This window comes from Staphylococcus sp. aM (assembly GCF_052975125.1).
Window position 1 is genome coordinate 186,963 of the sequence record NZ_CP121447.1, and the last position, 18,145, is coordinate 205,107.

The following is an 18,145-nucleotide window of genomic DNA, read 5'->3' on the forward strand; positions in this document are numbered from 1 at the left end:
TAAAGAGATGAATGAAGTATTTTTAAATTTTAACGAAAGGTCGGAATAACACGTTGAAATTTTTGAGTATTTTCTTTCCTGTTATTATTTATGTCATCATTTTAGCGTTGCAATATTTTTTATCTCGAACAGGTAGTAAAATATTAGGTTTAATTATGCCAGTTGTATTAGTTGTAGGTGTCACATATGGTTATATGATGAATTATTTTGAATTAGGATTAATGCCTATCATCTTCTTAACAATTATGGGATTATTTATGTTATTAGGAGAATGGCAACGTGCACAACAAGCTAGAAAATCAAAAATGAAAGAATAATGAGATGCGCATGTATCTAGGAATACGTGAAGTACTTAGATAACATGCGCATTAATGTATGATAGATGTTATTTAATAAAAGGTTTGTTGTCATTATATTCTGCTTCAGTCATCAATCTACTTTTTCGTTGTATACCGTAATCTTCTTTAAAACAGTGCTCTCCTACTTTTAAATAGGGTACTACAGTTGCTCTAAATTTTACTTTTTTATAAAGCAGTGAAAAACTAATGTCATAATATTTTTGCCTCTCAAAAAGCCATATATGGTCAATCATAGCGCCATTAATTTGGACATCTTTTAATAAGATTTTGACATTGCGCAAATATGGAATATCGCGATTCAATTTATTTTTATAACCTACATATTCAACTCTACCAGTGACTACGACATTTTTATTACGAAATGGTCTTAATTGTTCCCTGATCATCTATGTTCCCCTTAAAATATCACTTATTAATGAAATAATATCACAAAATTATAAAAAGTGACCAAATATCATTTGGTATAAATAAAAAAGTAGTGCTATTGAAGTGATTTGTGCTATTGATTACATTTGATGTTGTAGGGGATATTAATTTAATATAAAAAATAAAACCTTCATCCGATAGAATGATGAAGGTCAGTGCGTTGCTATTTTCGAATTAAAGCCAGAATACCAGCAACTAAAATTAAAATACCTGATAAGATACCAAAGAAACCGATAAAGATGAAGTTTAACAGGCCACCAATAACTAATAAAACACCCATTAAAACTCTTTTCTTATTGATGATACAACTTAAGATTAAAGTGATAATACATGTAAGGATGACAGCGACACCTAGTCCGAAAACTTGTCCACTATCTGATGCCTCAAATTCATTACCGATACTACCCACCATAATCGCAAATAATCCACCAAGCATACCGAAAATACTTCCCATAATGCCTAGAATCATTTCCGCAACTCGGTTTGTTGGTCTTTCAAACTGATAATTATTCATTATGTCACCTCGTTATTATTCATAACTTTAATATATACTATTAAACAAATTAAATAAATAGTTTTGTAGCAACTTATTAAAATAATAATACTTAATTGATGTAAAAACATTTAATATACAAAAAGAAGTTGAACACACTTTAATGATGTGTCCAACTTTTATATGAAAAATGATTCGTTTTAATTATGATTGTCCTTAAACGCTCTAACAAAATAATAAATACTAATACATGCGATAATAAGAAATGGAATAAATACAGATAAACTAAAACCATGGATGATATTCCAAACAATCATGACAATTGCTAATAAACAAACGACCACACACGCTAACATTTCAATTGTACGTAGCATGATGTATAACCTCCTATGTATTTAAAACATGGTATTGTAAATATATAATGATTCTAATAGTTTAATTATAAAGTAATTTATAATGTTGTTAAAATAATTTAATATGAAAGATTGCTTATTAAAAAGTTATAAAGAAAAGGAAGGTCTTATTATGTCATATTACGCATTAATCGTTGAAGATGATATAGATATAGCACATATTTTATCTTTAACTCTTACAAAGATGACGGTACATACAACAATTAATTATTCCGGTCAAGAAGCGCTTCAAACATTAAAAAATAATCAATTTGATTTAGTGATTTTAGATTTGATGTTACCAGAATTAAGTGGTGAAGAAATACTTCCTTTTATAAAAGATAATACATATAGCAAAGTTATAGTTATATCTGCTAAAACTGATGTAGAAGAAAAAGTAAAATTATTAAATTTAGGTGCAGATGATTATATGACTAAACCCTTCGATGCTAAAGAAGTAACAGCTCGTGTTTCAGTTCAACTGAGAAATTTAGATAGCAAACCTCAAATGGAGCAACTTAAATGGAAAGATCTTACTTTGGATATTAGTAAATATCAAATGTTCTATAAAAATACTGAAATTAATTTAACTAATTCAGAGTTCGAGATTATGAAGTTGTTAATGCAATATCCTGAGAAGGCATTTTCAAAGCAAAAGATTTATGAATCCATACAAGGTATTTATTTAGGTGATGACAATACCATCAATGTACATATATCTAATATTAGAAAGAAGATAGCGCTGCAGACAACTGAAACATATATACAAACAGTGTGGGGGATTGGGTTTATGTTGATCTGAAATCTTTATGATTTCTTTATATTTTACTTAAAGGAACTTAAGGAATATTTCGTTATGTTAAGTGTAAGAATAGCGAAGGAGATGATTAAATGAATCCAGTCATACAAACAAAGCAATTATCTAAAAAGTTTAAACATGACTATGGGTTACAACCTACCGATTTTAATCTTTATGAAGGAGAAATATGCGCGATTATCGGACGAAATGGCGCAGGTAAATCGACGTTATTTAAATTAATTGCGAATCAAATTCATCCTACGAGTGGTAGTATCAAATTGTTTGGAGAAGATGGCTATAATATTAATAATCAGGGGCGAAAAAGAGTAGGATTTATGATTGAAACACCAGAATTTATATCTAATTTTACGGCTTATCAAAATCTATATTATTTTAGTATTCAACGTGGTGTTACGAACAGTGAAAAAATAGAAGAAGTATTAACTCTAGTAGATTTGAAGAATATCACTAAAAAGGTAAAGCAATATTCATTAGGAATGAAGCAAAGGCTTGGTATAGCGTTGGCTTTATTGACAGGGCCAGATATATTAGTACTAGATGAACCGATTAATGGATTAGATGCTCAAGGTATTAAAAGTTTTCGAGATTTAATTTTAAAATTAAATGAAGAAAATGGAATTACAATATTAATATCTAGCCATATTTTAAATGAACTACAACAACTTGCTTATCGATTTGTATTCATTGAAAATGGTGAAATTATTGAAGATATAAGCAAAGAACAAATGCTTAGTAAAGGAAAGCGTCAACTGATAATCAAAGTTGATAAGCCTGAAAGCGCAGTAAGAATATTAGAAGAACATATTGAAAATATTAACTATAAAGTATTGCATAATAAAGAAATTGTTATAGAACCACTCAATATAGAAAGTAGTGATATTAATAAGTTACTACTTAATAATAATATCGAAGTTGAAGAATTCAAGATTGAAACAACGAATTTGGAAGATTATTTCTTAAATAAGGGAGTGGGAAATTAACATGATTAATTATATGAAAAGTGAACTTTATAGAATATTTCATAGTAAAGGATTATATATATACTTAATTGTTTGTAATGTTCTAATGATACTTGCGGCACTCACATTATTTTATTTTGATAAAACGGAAAATAATTTTCCTTATGGTAATGCTAAGTTTTTCTATACAAATGTAATTACAGCTGGATTACTCATCTTGGTTATTGGTGCATCCATGAATATGTTAGTGAATAGTAAACAAAACAAAGCATTAAACAAAATTTCAATTTCTTTTGATACAGCAGTTTCATCTATTTATTGGGGCAAATTTATAGTTTATATCTTGAGTTTCTTAGTTTTATCTCTAATTAGTACTGCAATAACAGTTATATTAGGTATCACATTATTTGATTTTGATCAAACAGCACTCACGAATTATTTAATAGCTTTAGTTAATATGGCCCCTATTGTATTTGGTGGTCTCGCTCTAGCCCATGCTATTAATAGTTTTAAAGCTAATCTTGCAATAGTTATCATTATTATTAGTATTTTTTACTATCAATCGGCAATGATATTACAAGTATTGACGATGATCAGTCATAAATTTGATGTTATTTATGATAATTCTCCAACAGAGCTATTTAATCAAAATTTCAAAGAATTTATGCAGGAGTCAAGTCAGTTTGGGATTCATTATTGGTTGATAGGTGTATTATTAGGATTGATGTTTTTAATAGTAGGTTATTTAATTTATAGAAATAAAGAGTTTATAGACTAATTTAAGGAAGTTATTAAATGATAATCAGTATGATATTAGCACTCATTCTTGTTGTTATAATTTATAAATATTTATTGTTGAAATATGATATGACTCAATTAACGAAACAATTAAAATATATAAAACATCATATTACTTCGAATCAAATTATTCGAACTAATACTCATCATAAACACTCAGTTAACCTGATTAATGAAATCAATGATGTGTTAAATGCAAAGAGAAAAGAAGTTGTGAAATATAAGCAACAGGAATTACTGTTAAATCAAGAAATTACCAATATATCTCATGATATTCGAACACCTTTAACAGCTATTAAAGGATATGCTAACTTAATGCAAGAGATTGAAACAATAGACGAAATCAATCGTTATGCTAAGGTGATTAATAGTAAAACAGATAACCTTATCAATATGGTGGATCTATTTCATGAAATGACCAAATTAAATTCAGGTGATTATGCTTTAAATATACAAGAAATTAATATTGATGAATGTTTAAAAGAACAATTTTTATCGTATTTCAACCAATTTGATAACAAGTCTATTAATGTATTATTTAATGAGGATGGTACACACTTAGTCAAAGCTGATCGAGTATGTTTAGAACGGATTATCAATAATTTAATATCGAATATTCTTAAATATGGTAAGACATATGCGAAAATTAAAGTTTTCGATAACAAAGACAGGGTGCTTATTGAAATACAAAATGATACTGATGAACCATTAAGTGATGGTGATCAAACTAACTTATTCAAAAGATCTCAAACACTTGATGCCAGTAGACATAATGGTAGTACGGGATTAGGTTTATACATGGTTAAGCGATTAGTAGAAGTACAGAATGGTAGAATTACAGCTGCTTACCAAAATAATCAGTTCAATATATCTATTGAATTGCCAAGAGTAAATAGACAAAAATAATGATAAGATGTCAAAATAAATTAAAACCTGTTCTCAACAGCGTCGGTGGGAACAGGTTTGTTATTGTTTAAATAATTTTTTCTTTATCCATGTATTCATGTACTTTGTTGATTTGTTCTAAAAATGAGCCATCAAATTTGTTATCGAAGAAAGCACTGCCTATAGTGAAGGACCATGGTGACGCATTTTTAATAAGATCTAATTTATCGTAATTATCAATACTACCAGCTACGCATACAGGTCCGCTTACATTTTTAACAAACGTTGTAATTAATTCATCAGCATCACCAATATATCGATAACCTAATAAATCTATGCCATATACACCTTTGTTTAAATAATCATTGGCTTCTTGTACCATATCATCAATGTCTCCCTCTAATAGGGAAGGTCTGCCACTAATTTTTCCAACGAATGGCATATATTTTAAATTATTTAATTTACAGAAATTATGAATAGAATCAAAATATGTTGTCCCCATTAAAATATCACAACCACATTCAGCTGCAATCTGTGCCCCTTGTAATCCCTTTTCTTCATCGTATTCTACAACTTCTAAAAATGTAGTCTTACCACATGATTTCATATAAGAATAAAGTTGTTTCATTTCTTCTTTAGGTATGCCTTGTTCTTTAAATCCCCAAAATTTAGCTTGTGAATATTTACATGATTCAAAAATATCTGATGCATTTTTTACTGTAAAATCATTGTGAGTCAACATAACTGTAAGTTCGCTTCTATTCATTTTATTTCTCCCACCATTTATTTATTAACTATATTAATATTTGTTATTTTAATGTTAATACTAGTAAATAACAATATTTACATATAATATTAGATTGACTTACAAAAGAGTATCAATTATCATTTGTTGTGTTATTATTAAAATGTATTGCAATATAAAAACAAAATGATTATTAGTGAGGTTGAAAATATTGAATATTTTATTTCCATCAGTATATTTAGATAGTGTTTATGCGATAGATTATGAAAAAGTTAAAGAATTAGGCTATAAAGCTATAATTTTTGATATAGACAGTACTTTAGTCCCTCATGGTGATGACACATCTGACCAAGTAGATGAATTATTTGCACACATTCATGATGTAGGATTAAAAACATTGTTATTATCTAACAATAGCGATGAACGAATTGCGCTTTTTAACAGAAATATTCAAACTTTGTATATCCCTATGGCGAATAAACCTCACAAACCTAATTTTTTTAAAGCTATCGATATGTTAGGTGTTAATCGCTCAGAAGTTTTACTTGTTGGCGATCAAATCTTTACAGATGTTTTAGGGGCAAATTTATGTGGCATTGACAATGTATTGGTTAATTTCTTAAAACATAAAGAAGATATCAATATAGGTAAAAAACGCCAAGTAGAAAAACTTATTTTACAAGTTTATACACTTTTATATAAAAAGAGAAAGCATAGACTATCAGATATAGTAGTAGGAGATTATAAAAAAATGGATAAAAAGAAAAAATTGTTCTGTGAAATTCATCCCGCTTTTTATGCGATTTCAGTACGCAAAGGTATATTGAAAAGACACGTTGATAATCTAAGACAAAAAACAAAGTTTGCTCGTACATTTAAAAAAGAACAATTGCCAAATGTGGTTCATAGTTATTCGACACACTTGATTAAAAAAGGTAAAGATATTGATCCTGAATTACAATACAATAAAGCATATAATATTCAACTAGCTTCTTCTAAAATGGATGGGATTATAATAAAACCTGGTGAAGAATTTTCATTTTGGAAGCTAGTGGGTAAGATTAATAAGAAAAATGGTTATAAAGATGGCAGAGTCATTATAAATAACAAAGTACAACCAGGTATGGGGGGTGGACTTTGTAATTTAGCCAATTCAATCAATTTACTTATACAACATAGTCCATTAGTAGTTACTGAATTACATACGCATTCCGATGCTTTATCACCAGACCATGGCAAGCGAGTACCATTCGGAACAGGCACGTCTATCACGTATAACTACATTGATTATCGTTTTAAAAATACAACGGATCAAACGGTTCAGATTAATTTATGGGTTGAAAATGAAACCTCTTATGCAGAGTTAAGAAGTGAAAAGCCGTTTCCAGTCAAATTTAATTTGATTGAAAGAGATCATCATTTTACTAAAGTGGATGGTAAATTTTACCGTAAGTCTAATATTTATAAAGAAACAATTGATAAGAAAACGAATAAAGTCATAAAAGAAGAGTTAGTATATAAAAACAATTCTGAAGTATTGTTTGATTATGATTTAATACCGAAAGATTTAGTAGTATAAATTAAACAAATTAAAACCTGTTCTCAACAGCGTCGTTGGGAACAGGTTTGTTATTGTTATTGCTCTTTCAACACACCGTCTTGCATGTGATAGACTTTGTCGCAGAATTGGGTTAATCGTTCGTCGTGGGTAACGATGATGCATGTTTTGTTTCGTTGCTTTGTTTGATGTTCTAAGATTTTCATAACGGCCATCGCGTTGTCTGTATCTAACGAAGCAGTGGGTTCATCGGCTAATATAATAGATGGATTAGTGTAGATTGCTTTGGCAATGGCAACACGTTGCTTTTGACCACCTGATATTTCGCTAGGAAGTTGGTTCTCTATTTCGGTCAGGCCTAATTGATTTAGTAAATCTTTATATTCATCTTTATTGAGTACATCTTTTTTATACTTTTTAAGTAACTGAAATTGTTGTTTAACCGTTAAAAATGGCACTAAATTAGTGGATTGTAGAATAAATCCAATTTCTTGAATTCTAATACGGGCAAGGGCCTTTTGTTTTAATTGGGTAATATTTTGATGATTAATCCATATGTCACCCGTAGTAGGTGTTTGTAATGCGCCTGCCATTGTTAAAAAAGTGCTTTTCCCAGAACCAGATGGCCCTACAATGGCGATGAGTTCGCCTTGATTAAACGACAAATCAGTTGATTTAACAGCTTCTATGGTTTGGTTACCATCTTTAAATGATTTCGTGACAGCTTTAAATTGTAACATTTGCATACTCCTTTCTATCCAATTGCTTTCAATGGATCAATTTTTCTAATAGATAAGACTGAAAATAGACTTCCTAATAATGAAATAATGATGAGTACTATACCAAATATAAGTAGTGTGATGATATTAAACTGTATTGGAACAGCGTCAGGCAGGATAGTGCTCGTTAATAATGTTAGTCCCAGTCCAATTGCCGTACCAATCAGTGACAATATAAAGGTTTGTGCTAATACCATTTTAGCTAGATAGGTATTAGTGAAGCCTTGTGCTTTTAAGACGCCGAATAGATTAGTCTTTTGTAGCGTCATGACGTATAAGAACACACCGATAACCGTTGCTGAAATTACAAATAAGAAAGAAATCATAAAGTTTAAAGTTAGATTTTGCGCTTTATAACCCGGTAAATTTTCAATAAATGCATTGATAGATACGCCTTCTAAATCACTATCGAGCTTATGATCCTTCCAATTTTTATCTTTCACGACAATGGCATTGGTTTTATCTTTTGATAGCGCTGGATTGATCTTTTCAATCGTTTTGTTATTAGAAAAAATCACTGGTGATGCATTGTACTTCGCACTTTCTGTAATACCAACGACCTTCAATTTCTCATCTGATTGTGACAATGATAATGTATCGCCAACTTTGAATCCTTTATCTTTGAGGGTTTGGTCGATTACTACATCATTGGTCTTTTTTACTTGATGCCCGTCAACTAATTTTGGCACTAAAAATGAATGAGATGTCACACCGAAGAGTAGGGCATTTTCTTCTTTTTGTTTATTAGAAACGATGACACCTTGTTGTTTCAATGATGTTGCTTTTTTGAAGTTGTCTTTCACTTTGGATTGATCAAATACAGATTGTTCTACGGTTTGATTGGCATCTTTGTTTAAAATAATAGCGTCAGCATGCCACTTTTCAATGCCTTCTGTATTCATTTTGATTAACCCATTTGCAAGTCCAGATAATAAAAATAATAAATAGCTAATGAGTACCAAAATCCCAATAATTAAACTGAACTTAAGTTTGTTTCTTTTAATTTCATTCCAGGCTAAGAACATTAGGTTGTATCCTCCTTTGAAAATAGATAAGACCGTTATATAACTTATCGTGATTAGATTACTTTAAGATACCATTTTTTACGCTTATTTCATAAAATTTCGGTTGATTTAAAATGATAACAAAGCATTGGTAATATTCATATAATTAGTTGAATGTCATATAACCTGTTATAATCAAAGCTCAAATAAGTTAACCTGAGGAGGTTAAATATGAATGAACAAGTCTTGGTCACAGGTGGTAGCGGGTTTTTAGGAATGCGTATCATTAGTGAATTATTAAAAGATGGCTATGAGGTACGTACGACGTTACGTTCTTTAGATAAAAAGAAACAAGTAATTAAAACATTAAATGATCATCACATAAAAACTGAAAAATTATCATTTGTAGAAGCGGATTTATCGAAGGATGAACATTGGAATGAAGCGATGAAAGATTGTAAATATGTATTGAGTGTCGCTTCACCAGTATTTTTTGATATTCCGGAAGATGAAAAGGAAGTCATTAGACCAGCAATTGAAGGTATTCAACGAATTTTGAGAGCAGCGGAGAAAGCGAATGTGAAACGTGTAGTGATGACGTCAAACTTTGGTGCTGTTGGTTTTAGTAATAAAGATCAATCTAGTGTCACTACCGAAGAAAACTGGACAAACCAAGATGAACCGGGATTGTCAACTTATGAAAAATCTAAGTTATTAGCAGAGAAGGCGGCATGGGACTTCGTTAAGAATAAGGATAATGATTTAGAATTTGCGACGATTAATCCTGTAGCAATGTTAGGGCCATCATTAGATAGCCACGTATCGGGAAGTTTTAATATTATTAAAAATCTCGTGAATGGTTCATTGAAACGTGTGCCTAATATCCCATTAAATGTAGTTGATGTCAGAGATGTGGCGCGTTTACACATTTTAGCGATGACTACACCTGAGGCCAATAACCAACGATTTATCGCCACGGCAGACGGACAAATTTCAATGCCAGAAATTGCCCAATTAATTAAACATCAACGTCCTGAATTAGCTACTCATACATCTACAAAGAAATTGCCTAACTTTGTATTAGGTTTAGGTGCGAAGTTTAATAAAGAGGCTAAAGAAGGCAAATTGTTACTTGATATGAATAGAAATGTAAGTAACGAACACGCTAAATCAATACTTGGTTGGCGCCCAATTGGAACACAAGAAGAGGCAATTCTAGAAGCGCTTGATAGTATGGCTAAATATAACTTGATTAAATAAATTAAAAAAGCAGTAGTAGGTCAGTGTTTAAAATGACTTACTACTGCTTTTATGTTGTAAATCTATTTTCCTAATAATTTAACAACGCGACGTTGTTGTTCTTTACCCGTTGGATCAGCTTGTGTTTTAAGTTCAGTAAATGCTTCAGACCAGTCTGATGTACGAGTACGAATAGGTGGTTCTTCCATTTCTAACGTATTAAGTATGACGGTAGCGACTTCTTCAGAAGTTTGAGATGACCCCGCGCCATAATTCTCTTTAAGACCACCTAAGTATGAATCAAGGATTGGCTTGTACTCATCATCTTTAAGACCATCCGTAGACTGTAGTTGTGCCATCACATTGTTTGTGAATTCTGATTGAATGCCACCTGGTTCAATGAGAGTAAATTTAATATTGAATTCCGGTTGAACGTAACTAGCCATCGCTTCCGTATAACCTTCTACACCGAATTTAGTTGCACAATAAATTTCGTTAAATGGTTGACCTACAAGACCGCCAACAGAAGATATATTAATGATACGACCTTCTCTTTGATTTCTCATATATGGTAAGACTGCTTTTGTCATACGTATGACGCCCATTAAGTTTAAATTCAATTGCCACATGATTTCATCATCTGTTGCGAGTTCCGTTGTTTTAACAAAGCCAGCACCTGCGTTATTAATAAGGATATCAATACGACCTTCAGTATTGATAATGTCAGTAACGACTTGATTGATATGATTTAAGTTTGTAACATCTAGTTGTTTGACTTCTAAGTCTATACCGTCTTGCTGTGTTAATTGTATGAGTGCATCTTGCTTTTCTAAATGACGCATCGTTGCGTATACTTTATATCCATTTTTAGCAAGTAGTGAAGCAGTTTCTAAGCCTAAGCCTGTTGAAGACCCAGTAATTAATGCGATTTTTTTATTCATGAACGAATACCCCGATTATAATTATTTAAATCATTAGTTGCGATAAGTTTACGTGGTTATCAATGGAATAGCAAAGATTTAAGACCAACGTTGCTCAACTTTTCCGAATTTCCAAATCAATGTTGAAATCAACCATGTGATTAAGAACAAACCAACCAAAATATAACCTAAATAGTCAAATTGAATGGATTGAATTAGTGACCAAAAGCCACCAGATAACGCCAATTTATCAGCCATAATTTGTAACAACTCTATTAGGCCAATAATTAAAGCTGCGATAACTGAAATGGTTGTAATTGTAATGTTGTAATAGATTTTACGAATAGGATTAAAGAATGCCCAGTTGTAGGCAGATTTCATCACTACACCATCTAAGGTATCTAATAAACTCATACCTGCTGCAAATAAAATAGGTAATGATAAGATACCTATAAATGAAATAGCTTGTTGAGAAGCACCAGATGACAACGCGAGCAATGCAATTTCGCTTGCTGTATCAAACCCTAAACCAAAGAGGAAACCTAATGGTAATACGTGCCAACTTCTACTGATGACTTTGAAGTAAGGTCCTACAAATCGAGTGATAAAGCCTCTAGATTCTAAAAGTTCATTCACTTCTTCATCATCAATGCCTTTTTGTTTACGTAATTTCATAAATAATTGAACTAGAGATACTAGAATAATTAAATTTAAGATACCAATTAAAACTAAGAAAAATCCGGAAACTAACGTGCCAATCGTACCACCTATGTCTTGGAAATGGGGTAATTCACTTTTAGCCCATTTGACTGATATGCCTAGTAATACAGCCATTAAAAATACGACGGTAGAGTGACCGATTGAAAAGTAGAAGCCGACACCTACAGGATCGCGACGTTGTTGTAATAACTTTCTAACTGTATTATCGATAGCAGCGATATGATCGGCATCGAAAGCGTGACGTAAACCTAACGTATATGCCAATATACCCATGCCAAATAAAATATGATGATCTTTACCTGCAAACCATAAAAAGCTAAATCCAATAATGTGTAGTAAGATGACAATGCTTATGTATGGTAACCAACTTAATGATTGTCGTTGCATTGATTTCAAAATAATACCCTCTTTCTGATAAACATAATAATTAATCATACTCCGATTGATGATAAACGCATAGAAAATTTTATTGGTGTAACAAAAATGTTATGCCGAAAATAAATTAGTTTTAATTATTATTTAATTAATATTGCAATTAAATAAGGTTAATAGATTAAACGTTTGAATGATTATATTGTCAGGTATAGATTAATGACAAGTTTTTAAATAAAGGGGGAGATGACAAATGGTTGAACATCAAGGGTGTGTTAAATGCGGACATACTGAAGTCGAAGAGGGCACACTTTCTGCAACTGGTTCAGGGCTCTCAAAAGTTTTTGATTTACAACATAATAATTTTATAACCATTACTTGTAAAAATTGTGGTTATACGGAATTTTATAAAGATGATAAGAATAGAAAATCAGATATCATTGATCTCTTTTTCGGTGGCTAGTGACTGACTATGAGTCCTTAAATATACTATCTTTAATCGTTGATAATGAGTATATGAATGAACATCCCAATTGTTGAATTAAGCGTTCAATATGTTGGGATGTATTTTTATAAACAAACTATTGTTTTTCTGATTCATTTATTAGTAGACTGATATTATTATAACGATTGAGACGTGTGAAGGGAGGACTTTGATGAATAATGAATATAAAAAAGGCATATTTTTCGCACTAGGTGCATATGTTTTATGGGGCATTTTACCTATATATTGGGAACTGATTCATCATATTGGTGCATTTGAAATTTTAGCATTTAGAATTATCTTTTCAGCGATATTCATGATTTTTATTTTAATCATTGGCAAGAATCAGAGGCAAGCATTTATTCGAGATGTGAATCAATTGGTGACACATCCTATACAACTTGTAGCCATCGTCGTTGCTGGTTATGTGATAACGATTAATTGGGGGACGTTTATATGGGCGGTGACGAATGGACATGTATTACAATCTAGCTTAGGTTATTATATTAATCCGTTAGTGAGTATCTTATTAGCACTCATTTTCCTAAAAGAAAGATTTAATAAATTTGAATGGTTAGCGATACTATTTGCATTTATTGGCGTACTTTACATGACATTGAAAGTAGGAGAATTCCCAATCGTGTCACTCATGTTGGCATTTTCATTTGGGATTTATGGATTATTGAAAAAGGTTGTCCATATCGATGCGATTAGTAGTATTACAGTAGAATGTATTGTCACGGCTCCTGCAGGTTTAATTTATGTAGGTTACTTATGGCAACAGCACCAACTTAGCTTTGGTATGAACATGTCATCGTTCTGGTTATTATTCTCTGGTGCGATTACAGCGATTCCTTTAATACTATTCTCAGCAGGCGCAAAACGTATTCCACTATCTTTAACAGGGTTCATCCAATATGTTGGACCGACCATTATGTTTGTTTTAGGTATCTTCTTATTTAACGAACCGTTTGATATCAATCAGTTGATAACGTTTATCTTTATCTGGATAGGTATCGTGTTATATAGTACATCTCAATATTTAAAAATGAAAAGAAGACCAATTACAGAATAAGAAAAATCATCACCTTTACCCAAGAATAAGTGGTATAGGTGATGATTTTTTATTGATATTGAATTGATTAAAATATACCGATTAATTTCATCCATAATGAGCCTAAGCCAATCCAGATGATAAAGTAGACGAATCCTAATACGATATTCATTGTCCACCAACGTTTTTGTGTGATGTAGCCTGAGCCATAAAGAATAGGCGCTGGACCACTACTATAGTGTGTTGTTGACGCTAATAAGTTACCGAAGAACCCAAGAATTAAAGCACTGAATAATGGAGGTGCTCCGGCTGCGACTGCCACACCTAATAATGCAGCATACATCGCACTGACATGTGCAGTTGCACTTGCGAATAAATAATGTGAATAGAAGAAAAATAGTATAAGTAGCACAATGACAATTGGCCAACTTAAACCATGTAAGCTATGTGCAATCAATTGACTCAACCATGGAATAAATCCTAGTTGGTTTAACTGATCTGCCATGAGTACAAGTACTGAGAACCAAACTAATGTATTCCATGCACCTGTTTCATTTAAAATATCTTTCCATGTTAAGACACCGGTAAGTAACAGTAATGCTAACGCAATAAACGCTGTTAATGTTGCATCAACATGGATAAAGCTACCTGTTACCCATAATGCTAATGCCACGATAAAGATACCTGTCATGAATTTTTCAGCAATGGATATAGGTCCCATATTGGCTAATTCATTTTCAGCCCACTGTTTGGCATTGGGTGTTTCCTTTACAGTAGGTGGATACATTTTATAAATAATAAATGGAACGACGATTAAGGATACTAGTCCAGGTACAAGTGCAGCTAAAAACCAATTCATCCACGTAATATGTACATGCGCAGTTTTTTCCGCTAAGTTTTGAGCTAGTGGATTACCTGCCATTGCAGTTAAGAACATTGCTGCTGTAATGAGGTTACCTTGGAATTCAGTGAAAATGAGAAAGGCACCCATTTTACGTTCTGTACCATCTTTAGGGCTTGAACCAAATGATTCAGACAATGATTTAATAATAGGGAACATAATACCACCAGCACGTGCAGTATTACTTGGTGTTGCAGGGGCTAATATTAAATCGACGCCTACTAATGAATAGGCTAAGCCCAAGGTCTTTTTCCCAAAAAGTTTGACGAATTGCAGTGCGATTCGACGACCTAAACCCGTTTTAACAAAGCCTCTTGAAATGAAGAATGCCATAGCGATAAGCCATATACTATTATTACCGAATCCTTGGACAGCGGTCTTAATATCTACAACACCAACCAAAACGGTTAATGTAAATCCAATAATAGATACGGCACCAATGGGCATAGGTTGCGTGATACAGGCGATGATTGTAGCGACAAATATCGCAAACATATACCACGCTTGAGTATCTAGTGCATCTGGTTTGAAAGGGGTTAATGCCCATATGAGTAAACCAACTACAATAGGAAGAATAAACTTTTTGTATTTTACATTATTTTCCAAGATGAGTTTCCTTCTTTCTTTCTATTAGGAGATTCATTAATACACCACTAGGATAATCCTATTTATAGTGAATGTACAGAGGGTTTGAGTAATTAATTGAGAATCATTTTCGATGATTTAGAACATAAAAAAGGACCTCACTTTACAAGTGAAATCCTTTAAATGATGATAGCTTAAGATACTGTTTTAACAACCAGACTATCAAAAAGCATTGTTGAATTATTGTTGTTTTATGACACGTGCCATTTCTTCAATTTTACCAGCGTGAAGCGGTATATGAATAGCATTTAACATTAATAATCCTTCCACTGTGGAGAATCCTGCAATGGGTTGATCTAGTGTTTGTGCTAACTGTTCATCTGTTAATTGTCTTGCACGTTCAGGAATAGTTTGAATATCTTTTAAAATCTCATCGATACTCGGCACACCACCTTCAAGTTGAGGCCAGTCAGCTGGTTTAGATCCAGGCGCAAATAGTTGTCTATAGCGTTCTAAATCAACCACATGTTGATTGCCTTTAGATAATGCATTTTCAAAAACAGTTAATACATGACCGAATTGCCAATGTATATTATTAGGAAATACATCACTATCTTGATCTAAAATATCTTCAACTTTCCAACTATCATACATATTTACTAAATAATGAACACCCGTATCAATAACATCATAAACCGTATTCGTCATCATCCATCTCTCCTCTGTATAAAAAATATACTTAATCGTTCTAATTGTGTTTACCCAGAATCATCGCATCTTAGACATTATCAAATGAGTGCGATTGATAGTGAATATTATGAAATGACTATCTTTTATTGTAAGATAGTTGACAAGAATAGATTTATTGACTATCTTATATTATAAGATAGTAGTCGGAGGCGTTGATGATGTCAGTATCAAATCAAATGATGAAAGGACTGCTAGATGGCGCAATATTAGGACTAATAGCTAAAGGTGAAACATATGGTTATGAAATATTAGAAAAATTGCATGCCCATCAATTTCCTGAAATTAGTGATGGAAGTATTTATCCTGTACTCTTACGTTTGAGTAAAAAAGGATACGTAGAAACAACAGTTCGTAAATCTGATAATGGTGGGCCTAAAAGAAAATATTATACGATTACAGAAAGCGGCAAAGTAGAGTTAGCAGCATTTCAAGAGAAGTGGAAGTATTTAAACTCAGGTATGAATAATTTATTCGGGAGTGAATAGTTATGTTGAGTAAAGAATCGGAAAATTTCTTGGACAAATTAAGAGTTGAACTTCTTTTTAGAGGAAAAGACGAAGATGAAGTGAATGAGATAGACGATGAATTGCGAGATCATTTACTAACTGCTGAACAAAATGGTGAAGATGTACGGCCAATTATCCAGACGCCTGTAAAATTATATGCAGATCGTTTCGCTAAAGAAATGACATTGACACAGGGACTATATAAATATGTGATGTACTTTATAGTATTCTTATTGGCTATTTTTATGATACCTAGAATGCTTGATCAAGGTACGTTTGATGTGTCAGTATCACTCCTGCTTTATATTATAGGTGTATTCGTTTTAGGTGTGGTTGTACAACTCGTAGTGATGAGGAAAGCGTTAGTTCGATGGGGAGATAAGAAAGAGTCTTACATTGTGATCATAGGATTTGGTATTGTTGTTTATTTATTGATGATAGCTGGCGAATATTTATTAAGGTATTATCCAATCTATACTATGATTAAATTATCTAATATACAAAGTTTAGCGATTGGAATCATTTTACTCATTTTGACAATGATTGGTTGCTTTATAGTTAAACAGAAGATTTTCGCATTTATTATTTTAATAGTGTCTGCACCTAACTTAATTGCACACCTTTTCACTGGAAGTATGAGTGGTAATCGTGAAACATTTATTATTATTTCCTCGGTAATACTGTTAGTGATTAGTTGGGGATTCATAGGTTATTATATTTATAAGCTCTGGAAATTAAGAAAAAGAGATAAACGTGAATAATTCTATTAAAAGAGGTGGCAGTAGGATGTATAAGTATAAAAAGAGGAATCCTTTTTCTACCCAATCATCTCCAGTTTATGATGAAGGGAATCGACATATTGTTGATATACAGAAAGTTTTTCGTAATCCATTTCAAAGAATCGTAAGTATTGTCACATTATCTTTAAGATTTAGAAGATATGAATTGAGGAATTCAGCAGGAGAAATCGTTGTCGAAGCTAGTGCGAAGTCTGTGTTAGAGGGTAAACATTTTGAATTGTATTATCATGACAAGGGCAGCACACAAAAGGTTTTATTTGATAAGAAAAGTAGTGGAACAAAGGATACGTATGGCATTATTAAATTAGATAATCGAATTTTAAATATATATGCCGATGAAAATAATCAGACGCACATTAAAGATGCTAAATTAGATCGTGACATTGCATATTGGAAACAAGTTGGGGACTACGCAGAAATACGTGGTGGAGAAGATCGCTTTTTTGAAGATCATAAGATCTTGTGCATTGCGATACTTCATATCTTTGCAGTGAATCATGTCTATACACGCCATAAAGGATGGTCAATGATAGGACCGCCTACGATATAAAAAATAGCCAAGAATGATAGGAGCAGGTCATTCTTGGCTATTTTTA

The 18,145-nt window shown here is 31.9% G+C and carries 22 protein-coding genes; 12 read left to right on the forward strand and 10 right to left on the reverse strand.

The genetic code is table 11. The features are described 5' to 3' along the window. Positions 1-53: 53 nt before the first annotated feature. Positions 54-317 carry a hypothetical protein gene (locus P7F85_RS00800; protein WP_002466695.1) on the forward strand — a complete coding sequence of 88 codons (264 nt, stop codon included), beginning with the start codon at positions 54-56 and terminating at the stop codon, positions 315-317. A 68-nt stretch (positions 318-385) separates the two neighbouring features. Here P7F85_RS00800 and P7F85_RS00805 read toward each other — a convergent pair whose 3' ends face one another. The 3 genes from P7F85_RS00805 to P7F85_RS00815 all read right to left on the reverse strand — a co-directional run bounded on the left by P7F85_RS00805 (position 386) and on the right by P7F85_RS00815 (position 1,652). Continuing rightward, entirely contained in the window at positions 386-745 is a 360-nt protein-coding gene (locus P7F85_RS00805) for a hypothetical protein (RefSeq protein ID WP_002466697.1), read from the reverse strand. 203 nt (positions 746-948) lie between these two features. Then, positions 949-1,299: a DUF4064 domain-containing protein gene (locus P7F85_RS00810; RefSeq protein WP_002466687.1), complete on the reverse strand. Its 351-nt coding sequence runs from the start codon at positions 1,297-1,299 to the stop codon at positions 949-951. A 179-nt stretch (positions 1,300-1,478) separates the two neighbouring features. Further along, positions 1,479-1,652, reverse strand: coding sequence for a hypothetical protein (locus P7F85_RS00815; protein WP_023374294.1), 174 nt, complete (start codon positions 1,650-1,652; stop codon positions 1,479-1,481). Positions 1,653-1,803: 151 nt separating this feature from the next. Between P7F85_RS00815 and P7F85_RS00820 the strand changes: the two genes are divergently transcribed. The 4 genes from P7F85_RS00820 to P7F85_RS00835 all read left to right on the forward strand — a co-directional run bounded on the left by P7F85_RS00820 (position 1,804) and on the right by P7F85_RS00835 (position 5,153). Beyond that, the gene (locus P7F85_RS00820) at positions 1,804-2,472 is read left to right on the forward strand and encodes a response regulator transcription factor (RefSeq protein ID WP_002466597.1); all 669 of its coding nucleotides are present in this window, start codon (positions 1,804-1,806) and stop codon (positions 2,470-2,472) included. A gap of 89 nt (positions 2,473-2,561) precedes the next feature. Next, positions 2,562-3,470 carry an ABC transporter ATP-binding protein gene (locus P7F85_RS00825; protein ID WP_002466591.1) on the forward strand — a complete coding sequence of 303 codons (909 nt, stop codon included), beginning with the start codon at positions 2,562-2,564 and terminating at the stop codon, positions 3,468-3,470. Between the two features lies 1 nt (position 3,471). Further along, a complete protein-coding gene (locus P7F85_RS00830; protein ID WP_002466576.1) occupies positions 3,472-4,227 on the forward strand; it encodes an ABC transporter permease in 756 nt (251 codons plus the stop codon). 17 nt (positions 4,228-4,244) lie between these two features. Continuing rightward, entirely contained in the window at positions 4,245-5,153 is a 909-nt protein-coding gene (locus P7F85_RS00835) for a sensor histidine kinase (RefSeq protein WP_002466577.1), read from the forward strand. 67 nt (positions 5,154-5,220) lie between these two features. Here the strand turns inward: P7F85_RS00835 and P7F85_RS00840 are convergent, their stop codons facing one another. Beyond that, positions 5,221-5,898: a hypothetical protein gene (locus tag P7F85_RS00840; RefSeq protein WP_002466588.1), complete on the reverse strand. Its 678-nt coding sequence runs from the start codon at positions 5,896-5,898 to the stop codon at positions 5,221-5,223. Positions 5,899-6,088: 190 nt separating this feature from the next. Here P7F85_RS00840 and P7F85_RS00845 point away from each other — a divergent pair, with 190 nt between their 5' ends. Next, positions 6,089-7,456, forward strand: coding sequence for a YqeG family HAD IIIA-type phosphatase (locus P7F85_RS00845; protein ID WP_002466592.1), 1,368 nt, complete (start codon positions 6,089-6,091; stop codon positions 7,454-7,456). Positions 7,457-7,512: 56 nt separating this feature from the next. Here the strand turns inward: P7F85_RS00845 and P7F85_RS00850 are convergent, their stop codons facing one another. Both P7F85_RS00850 and P7F85_RS00855 read right to left on the reverse strand, forming a co-directional pair. Next, positions 7,513-8,175, reverse strand: coding sequence for an ABC transporter ATP-binding protein (locus tag P7F85_RS00850; RefSeq protein WP_023374288.1), 663 nt, complete (start codon positions 8,173-8,175; stop codon positions 7,513-7,515). 14 nt (positions 8,176-8,189) lie between these two features. Next, on the reverse strand, positions 8,190-9,239 hold the full coding sequence (locus P7F85_RS00855) for an ABC transporter permease (protein ID WP_002466593.1): 1,050 nt from the start codon (positions 9,237-9,239) through the stop codon (positions 8,190-8,192). Positions 9,240-9,449: 210 nt separating this feature from the next. Here P7F85_RS00855 and P7F85_RS00860 point away from each other — a divergent pair, with 210 nt between their 5' ends. After that, complete coding sequence (locus P7F85_RS00860) at positions 9,450-10,478, forward strand: SDR family oxidoreductase (protein ID WP_002466584.1); 1,029 nt, start codon at positions 9,450-9,452, stop codon at positions 10,476-10,478. A 62-nt stretch (positions 10,479-10,540) separates the two neighbouring features. On the opposite strand, the gene P7F85_RS00865 is transcribed toward P7F85_RS00860, so the two are convergent. Further along, positions 10,541-11,398, reverse strand: coding sequence for an SDR family oxidoreductase (locus P7F85_RS00865; protein ID WP_447158552.1), 858 nt, complete (start codon positions 11,396-11,398; stop codon positions 10,541-10,543). 78 nt (positions 11,399-11,476) lie between these two features. After that, the gene (locus P7F85_RS00870; protein ID WP_026088946.1) at positions 11,477-12,532 is read right to left on the reverse strand and encodes a HoxN/HupN/NixA family nickel/cobalt transporter; all 1,056 of its coding nucleotides are present in this window, start codon (positions 12,530-12,532) and stop codon (positions 11,477-11,479) included. 190 nt (positions 12,533-12,722) lie between these two features. Here P7F85_RS00870 and P7F85_RS00875 point away from each other — a divergent pair, with 190 nt between their 5' ends. Continuing rightward, positions 12,723-12,932, forward strand: a complete 210-nt coding sequence (locus P7F85_RS00875) for a zinc ribbon domain-containing protein (RefSeq protein WP_002466596.1) — start codon at positions 12,723-12,725, stop codon at positions 12,930-12,932. 193 nt (positions 12,933-13,125) lie between these two features. Then, entirely contained in the window at positions 13,126-14,028 is a 903-nt protein-coding gene (gene rarD / locus P7F85_RS00880; RefSeq protein WP_002451384.1) for an EamA family transporter RarD, read from the forward strand. A gap of 67 nt (positions 14,029-14,095) precedes the next feature. Here rarD and P7F85_RS00885 read toward each other — a convergent pair whose 3' ends face one another. Together P7F85_RS00885 and P7F85_RS00890 are read right to left on the reverse strand one after the other, a co-directional pair. Then, positions 14,096-15,514, reverse strand: coding sequence for an anion permease (locus P7F85_RS00885; protein WP_002466590.1), 1,419 nt, complete (start codon positions 15,512-15,514; stop codon positions 14,096-14,098). 219 nt (positions 15,515-15,733) lie between these two features. Continuing rightward, the gene (locus P7F85_RS00890) at positions 15,734-16,204 is read right to left on the reverse strand and encodes a DinB family protein (protein WP_002466600.1); all 471 of its coding nucleotides are present in this window, start codon (positions 16,202-16,204) and stop codon (positions 15,734-15,736) included. Positions 16,205-16,401: 197 nt separating this feature from the next. Here P7F85_RS00890 and P7F85_RS00895 point away from each other — a divergent pair, with 197 nt between their 5' ends. Genes P7F85_RS00895 through P7F85_RS00905 form a run of 3 tightly spaced genes read left to right on the forward strand, consistent with a single transcriptional unit; the run spans position 16,402 to position 18,099 of the window. Next, positions 16,402-16,728, forward strand: coding sequence for a PadR family transcriptional regulator (locus tag P7F85_RS00895; RefSeq protein ID WP_002466587.1), 327 nt, complete (start codon positions 16,402-16,404; stop codon positions 16,726-16,728). Between the two features lie 2 nt (positions 16,729-16,730). Next, positions 16,731-17,510 carry a hypothetical protein gene (locus P7F85_RS00900; protein ID WP_002466582.1) on the forward strand — a complete coding sequence of 260 codons (780 nt, stop codon included), beginning with the start codon at positions 16,731-16,733 and terminating at the stop codon, positions 17,508-17,510. Between the two features lie 25 nt (positions 17,511-17,535). Then, on the forward strand, positions 17,536-18,099 hold the full coding sequence (locus P7F85_RS00905) for a tubby C-terminal domain-like protein (protein WP_002466589.1): 564 nt from the start codon (positions 17,536-17,538) through the stop codon (positions 18,097-18,099). The last annotated feature ends 46 nt before the right edge of the window (positions 18,100-18,145 follow it).

Coding starts and splice junctions, on each gene's coding strand:
- P7F85_RS00805 (WP_002466697.1), bottom strand. CDS start 745: ATGATCAGGGAACAATTAAGACCATTTCGTAATAAAAATGTCGTAGTC.
- P7F85_RS00850 (WP_023374288.1), bottom strand. CDS start 8,175: ATGTTACAATTTAAAGCTGTCACGAAATCATTTAAAGATGGTAACCAA.
- P7F85_RS00825 (WP_002466591.1), top strand. CDS start 2,562: ATGAATCCAGTCATACAAACAAAGCAATTATCTAAAAAGTTTAAACAT.
- rarD (WP_002451384.1), top strand. CDS start 13,126: ATGAATAATGAATATAAAAAAGGCATATTTTTCGCACTAGGTGCATAT.
- P7F85_RS00905 (WP_002466589.1), top strand. CDS start 17,536: ATGTATAAGTATAAAAAGAGGAATCCTTTTTCTACCCAATCATCTCCA.
- P7F85_RS00820 (WP_002466597.1), top strand. CDS start 1,804: ATGTCATATTACGCATTAATCGTTGAAGATGATATAGATATAGCACAT.
- P7F85_RS00870 (WP_026088946.1), bottom strand. CDS start 12,532: ATGATTAATTATTATGTTTATCAGAAAGAGGGTATTATTTTGAAATCA.
- P7F85_RS00900 (WP_002466582.1), top strand. CDS start 16,731: ATGTTGAGTAAAGAATCGGAAAATTTCTTGGACAAATTAAGAGTTGAA.
- P7F85_RS00810 (WP_002466687.1), bottom strand. CDS start 1,299: ATGAATAATTATCAGTTTGAAAGACCAACAAACCGAGTTGCGGAAATG.
- P7F85_RS00815 (WP_023374294.1), bottom strand. CDS start 1,652: ATGCTACGTACAATTGAAATGTTAGCGTGTGTGGTCGTTTGTTTATTA.
- P7F85_RS00855 (WP_002466593.1), bottom strand. CDS start 9,239: ATGTTCTTAGCCTGGAATGAAATTAAAAGAAACAAACTTAAGTTCAGT.
- P7F85_RS00830 (WP_002466576.1), top strand. CDS start 3,472: ATGATTAATTATATGAAAAGTGAACTTTATAGAATATTTCATAGTAAA.
- P7F85_RS00860 (WP_002466584.1), top strand. CDS start 9,450: ATGAATGAACAAGTCTTGGTCACAGGTGGTAGCGGGTTTTTAGGAATG.
- P7F85_RS00840 (WP_002466588.1), bottom strand. CDS start 5,898: ATGAATAGAAGCGAACTTACAGTTATGTTGACTCACAATGATTTTACA.
- P7F85_RS00865 (WP_447158552.1), bottom strand. CDS start 11,398: ATGAATAAAAAAATCGCATTAATTACTGGGTCTTCAACAGGCTTAGGC.
- P7F85_RS00835 (WP_002466577.1), top strand. CDS start 4,245: ATGATAATCAGTATGATATTAGCACTCATTCTTGTTGTTATAATTTAT.
- P7F85_RS00895 (WP_002466587.1), top strand. CDS start 16,402: ATGTCAGTATCAAATCAAATGATGAAAGGACTGCTAGATGGCGCAATA.
- P7F85_RS00890 (WP_002466600.1), bottom strand. CDS start 16,204: ATGATGACGAATACGGTTTATGATGTTATTGATACGGGTGTTCATTAT.
- P7F85_RS00875 (WP_002466596.1), top strand. CDS start 12,723: ATGGTTGAACATCAAGGGTGTGTTAAATGCGGACATACTGAAGTCGAA.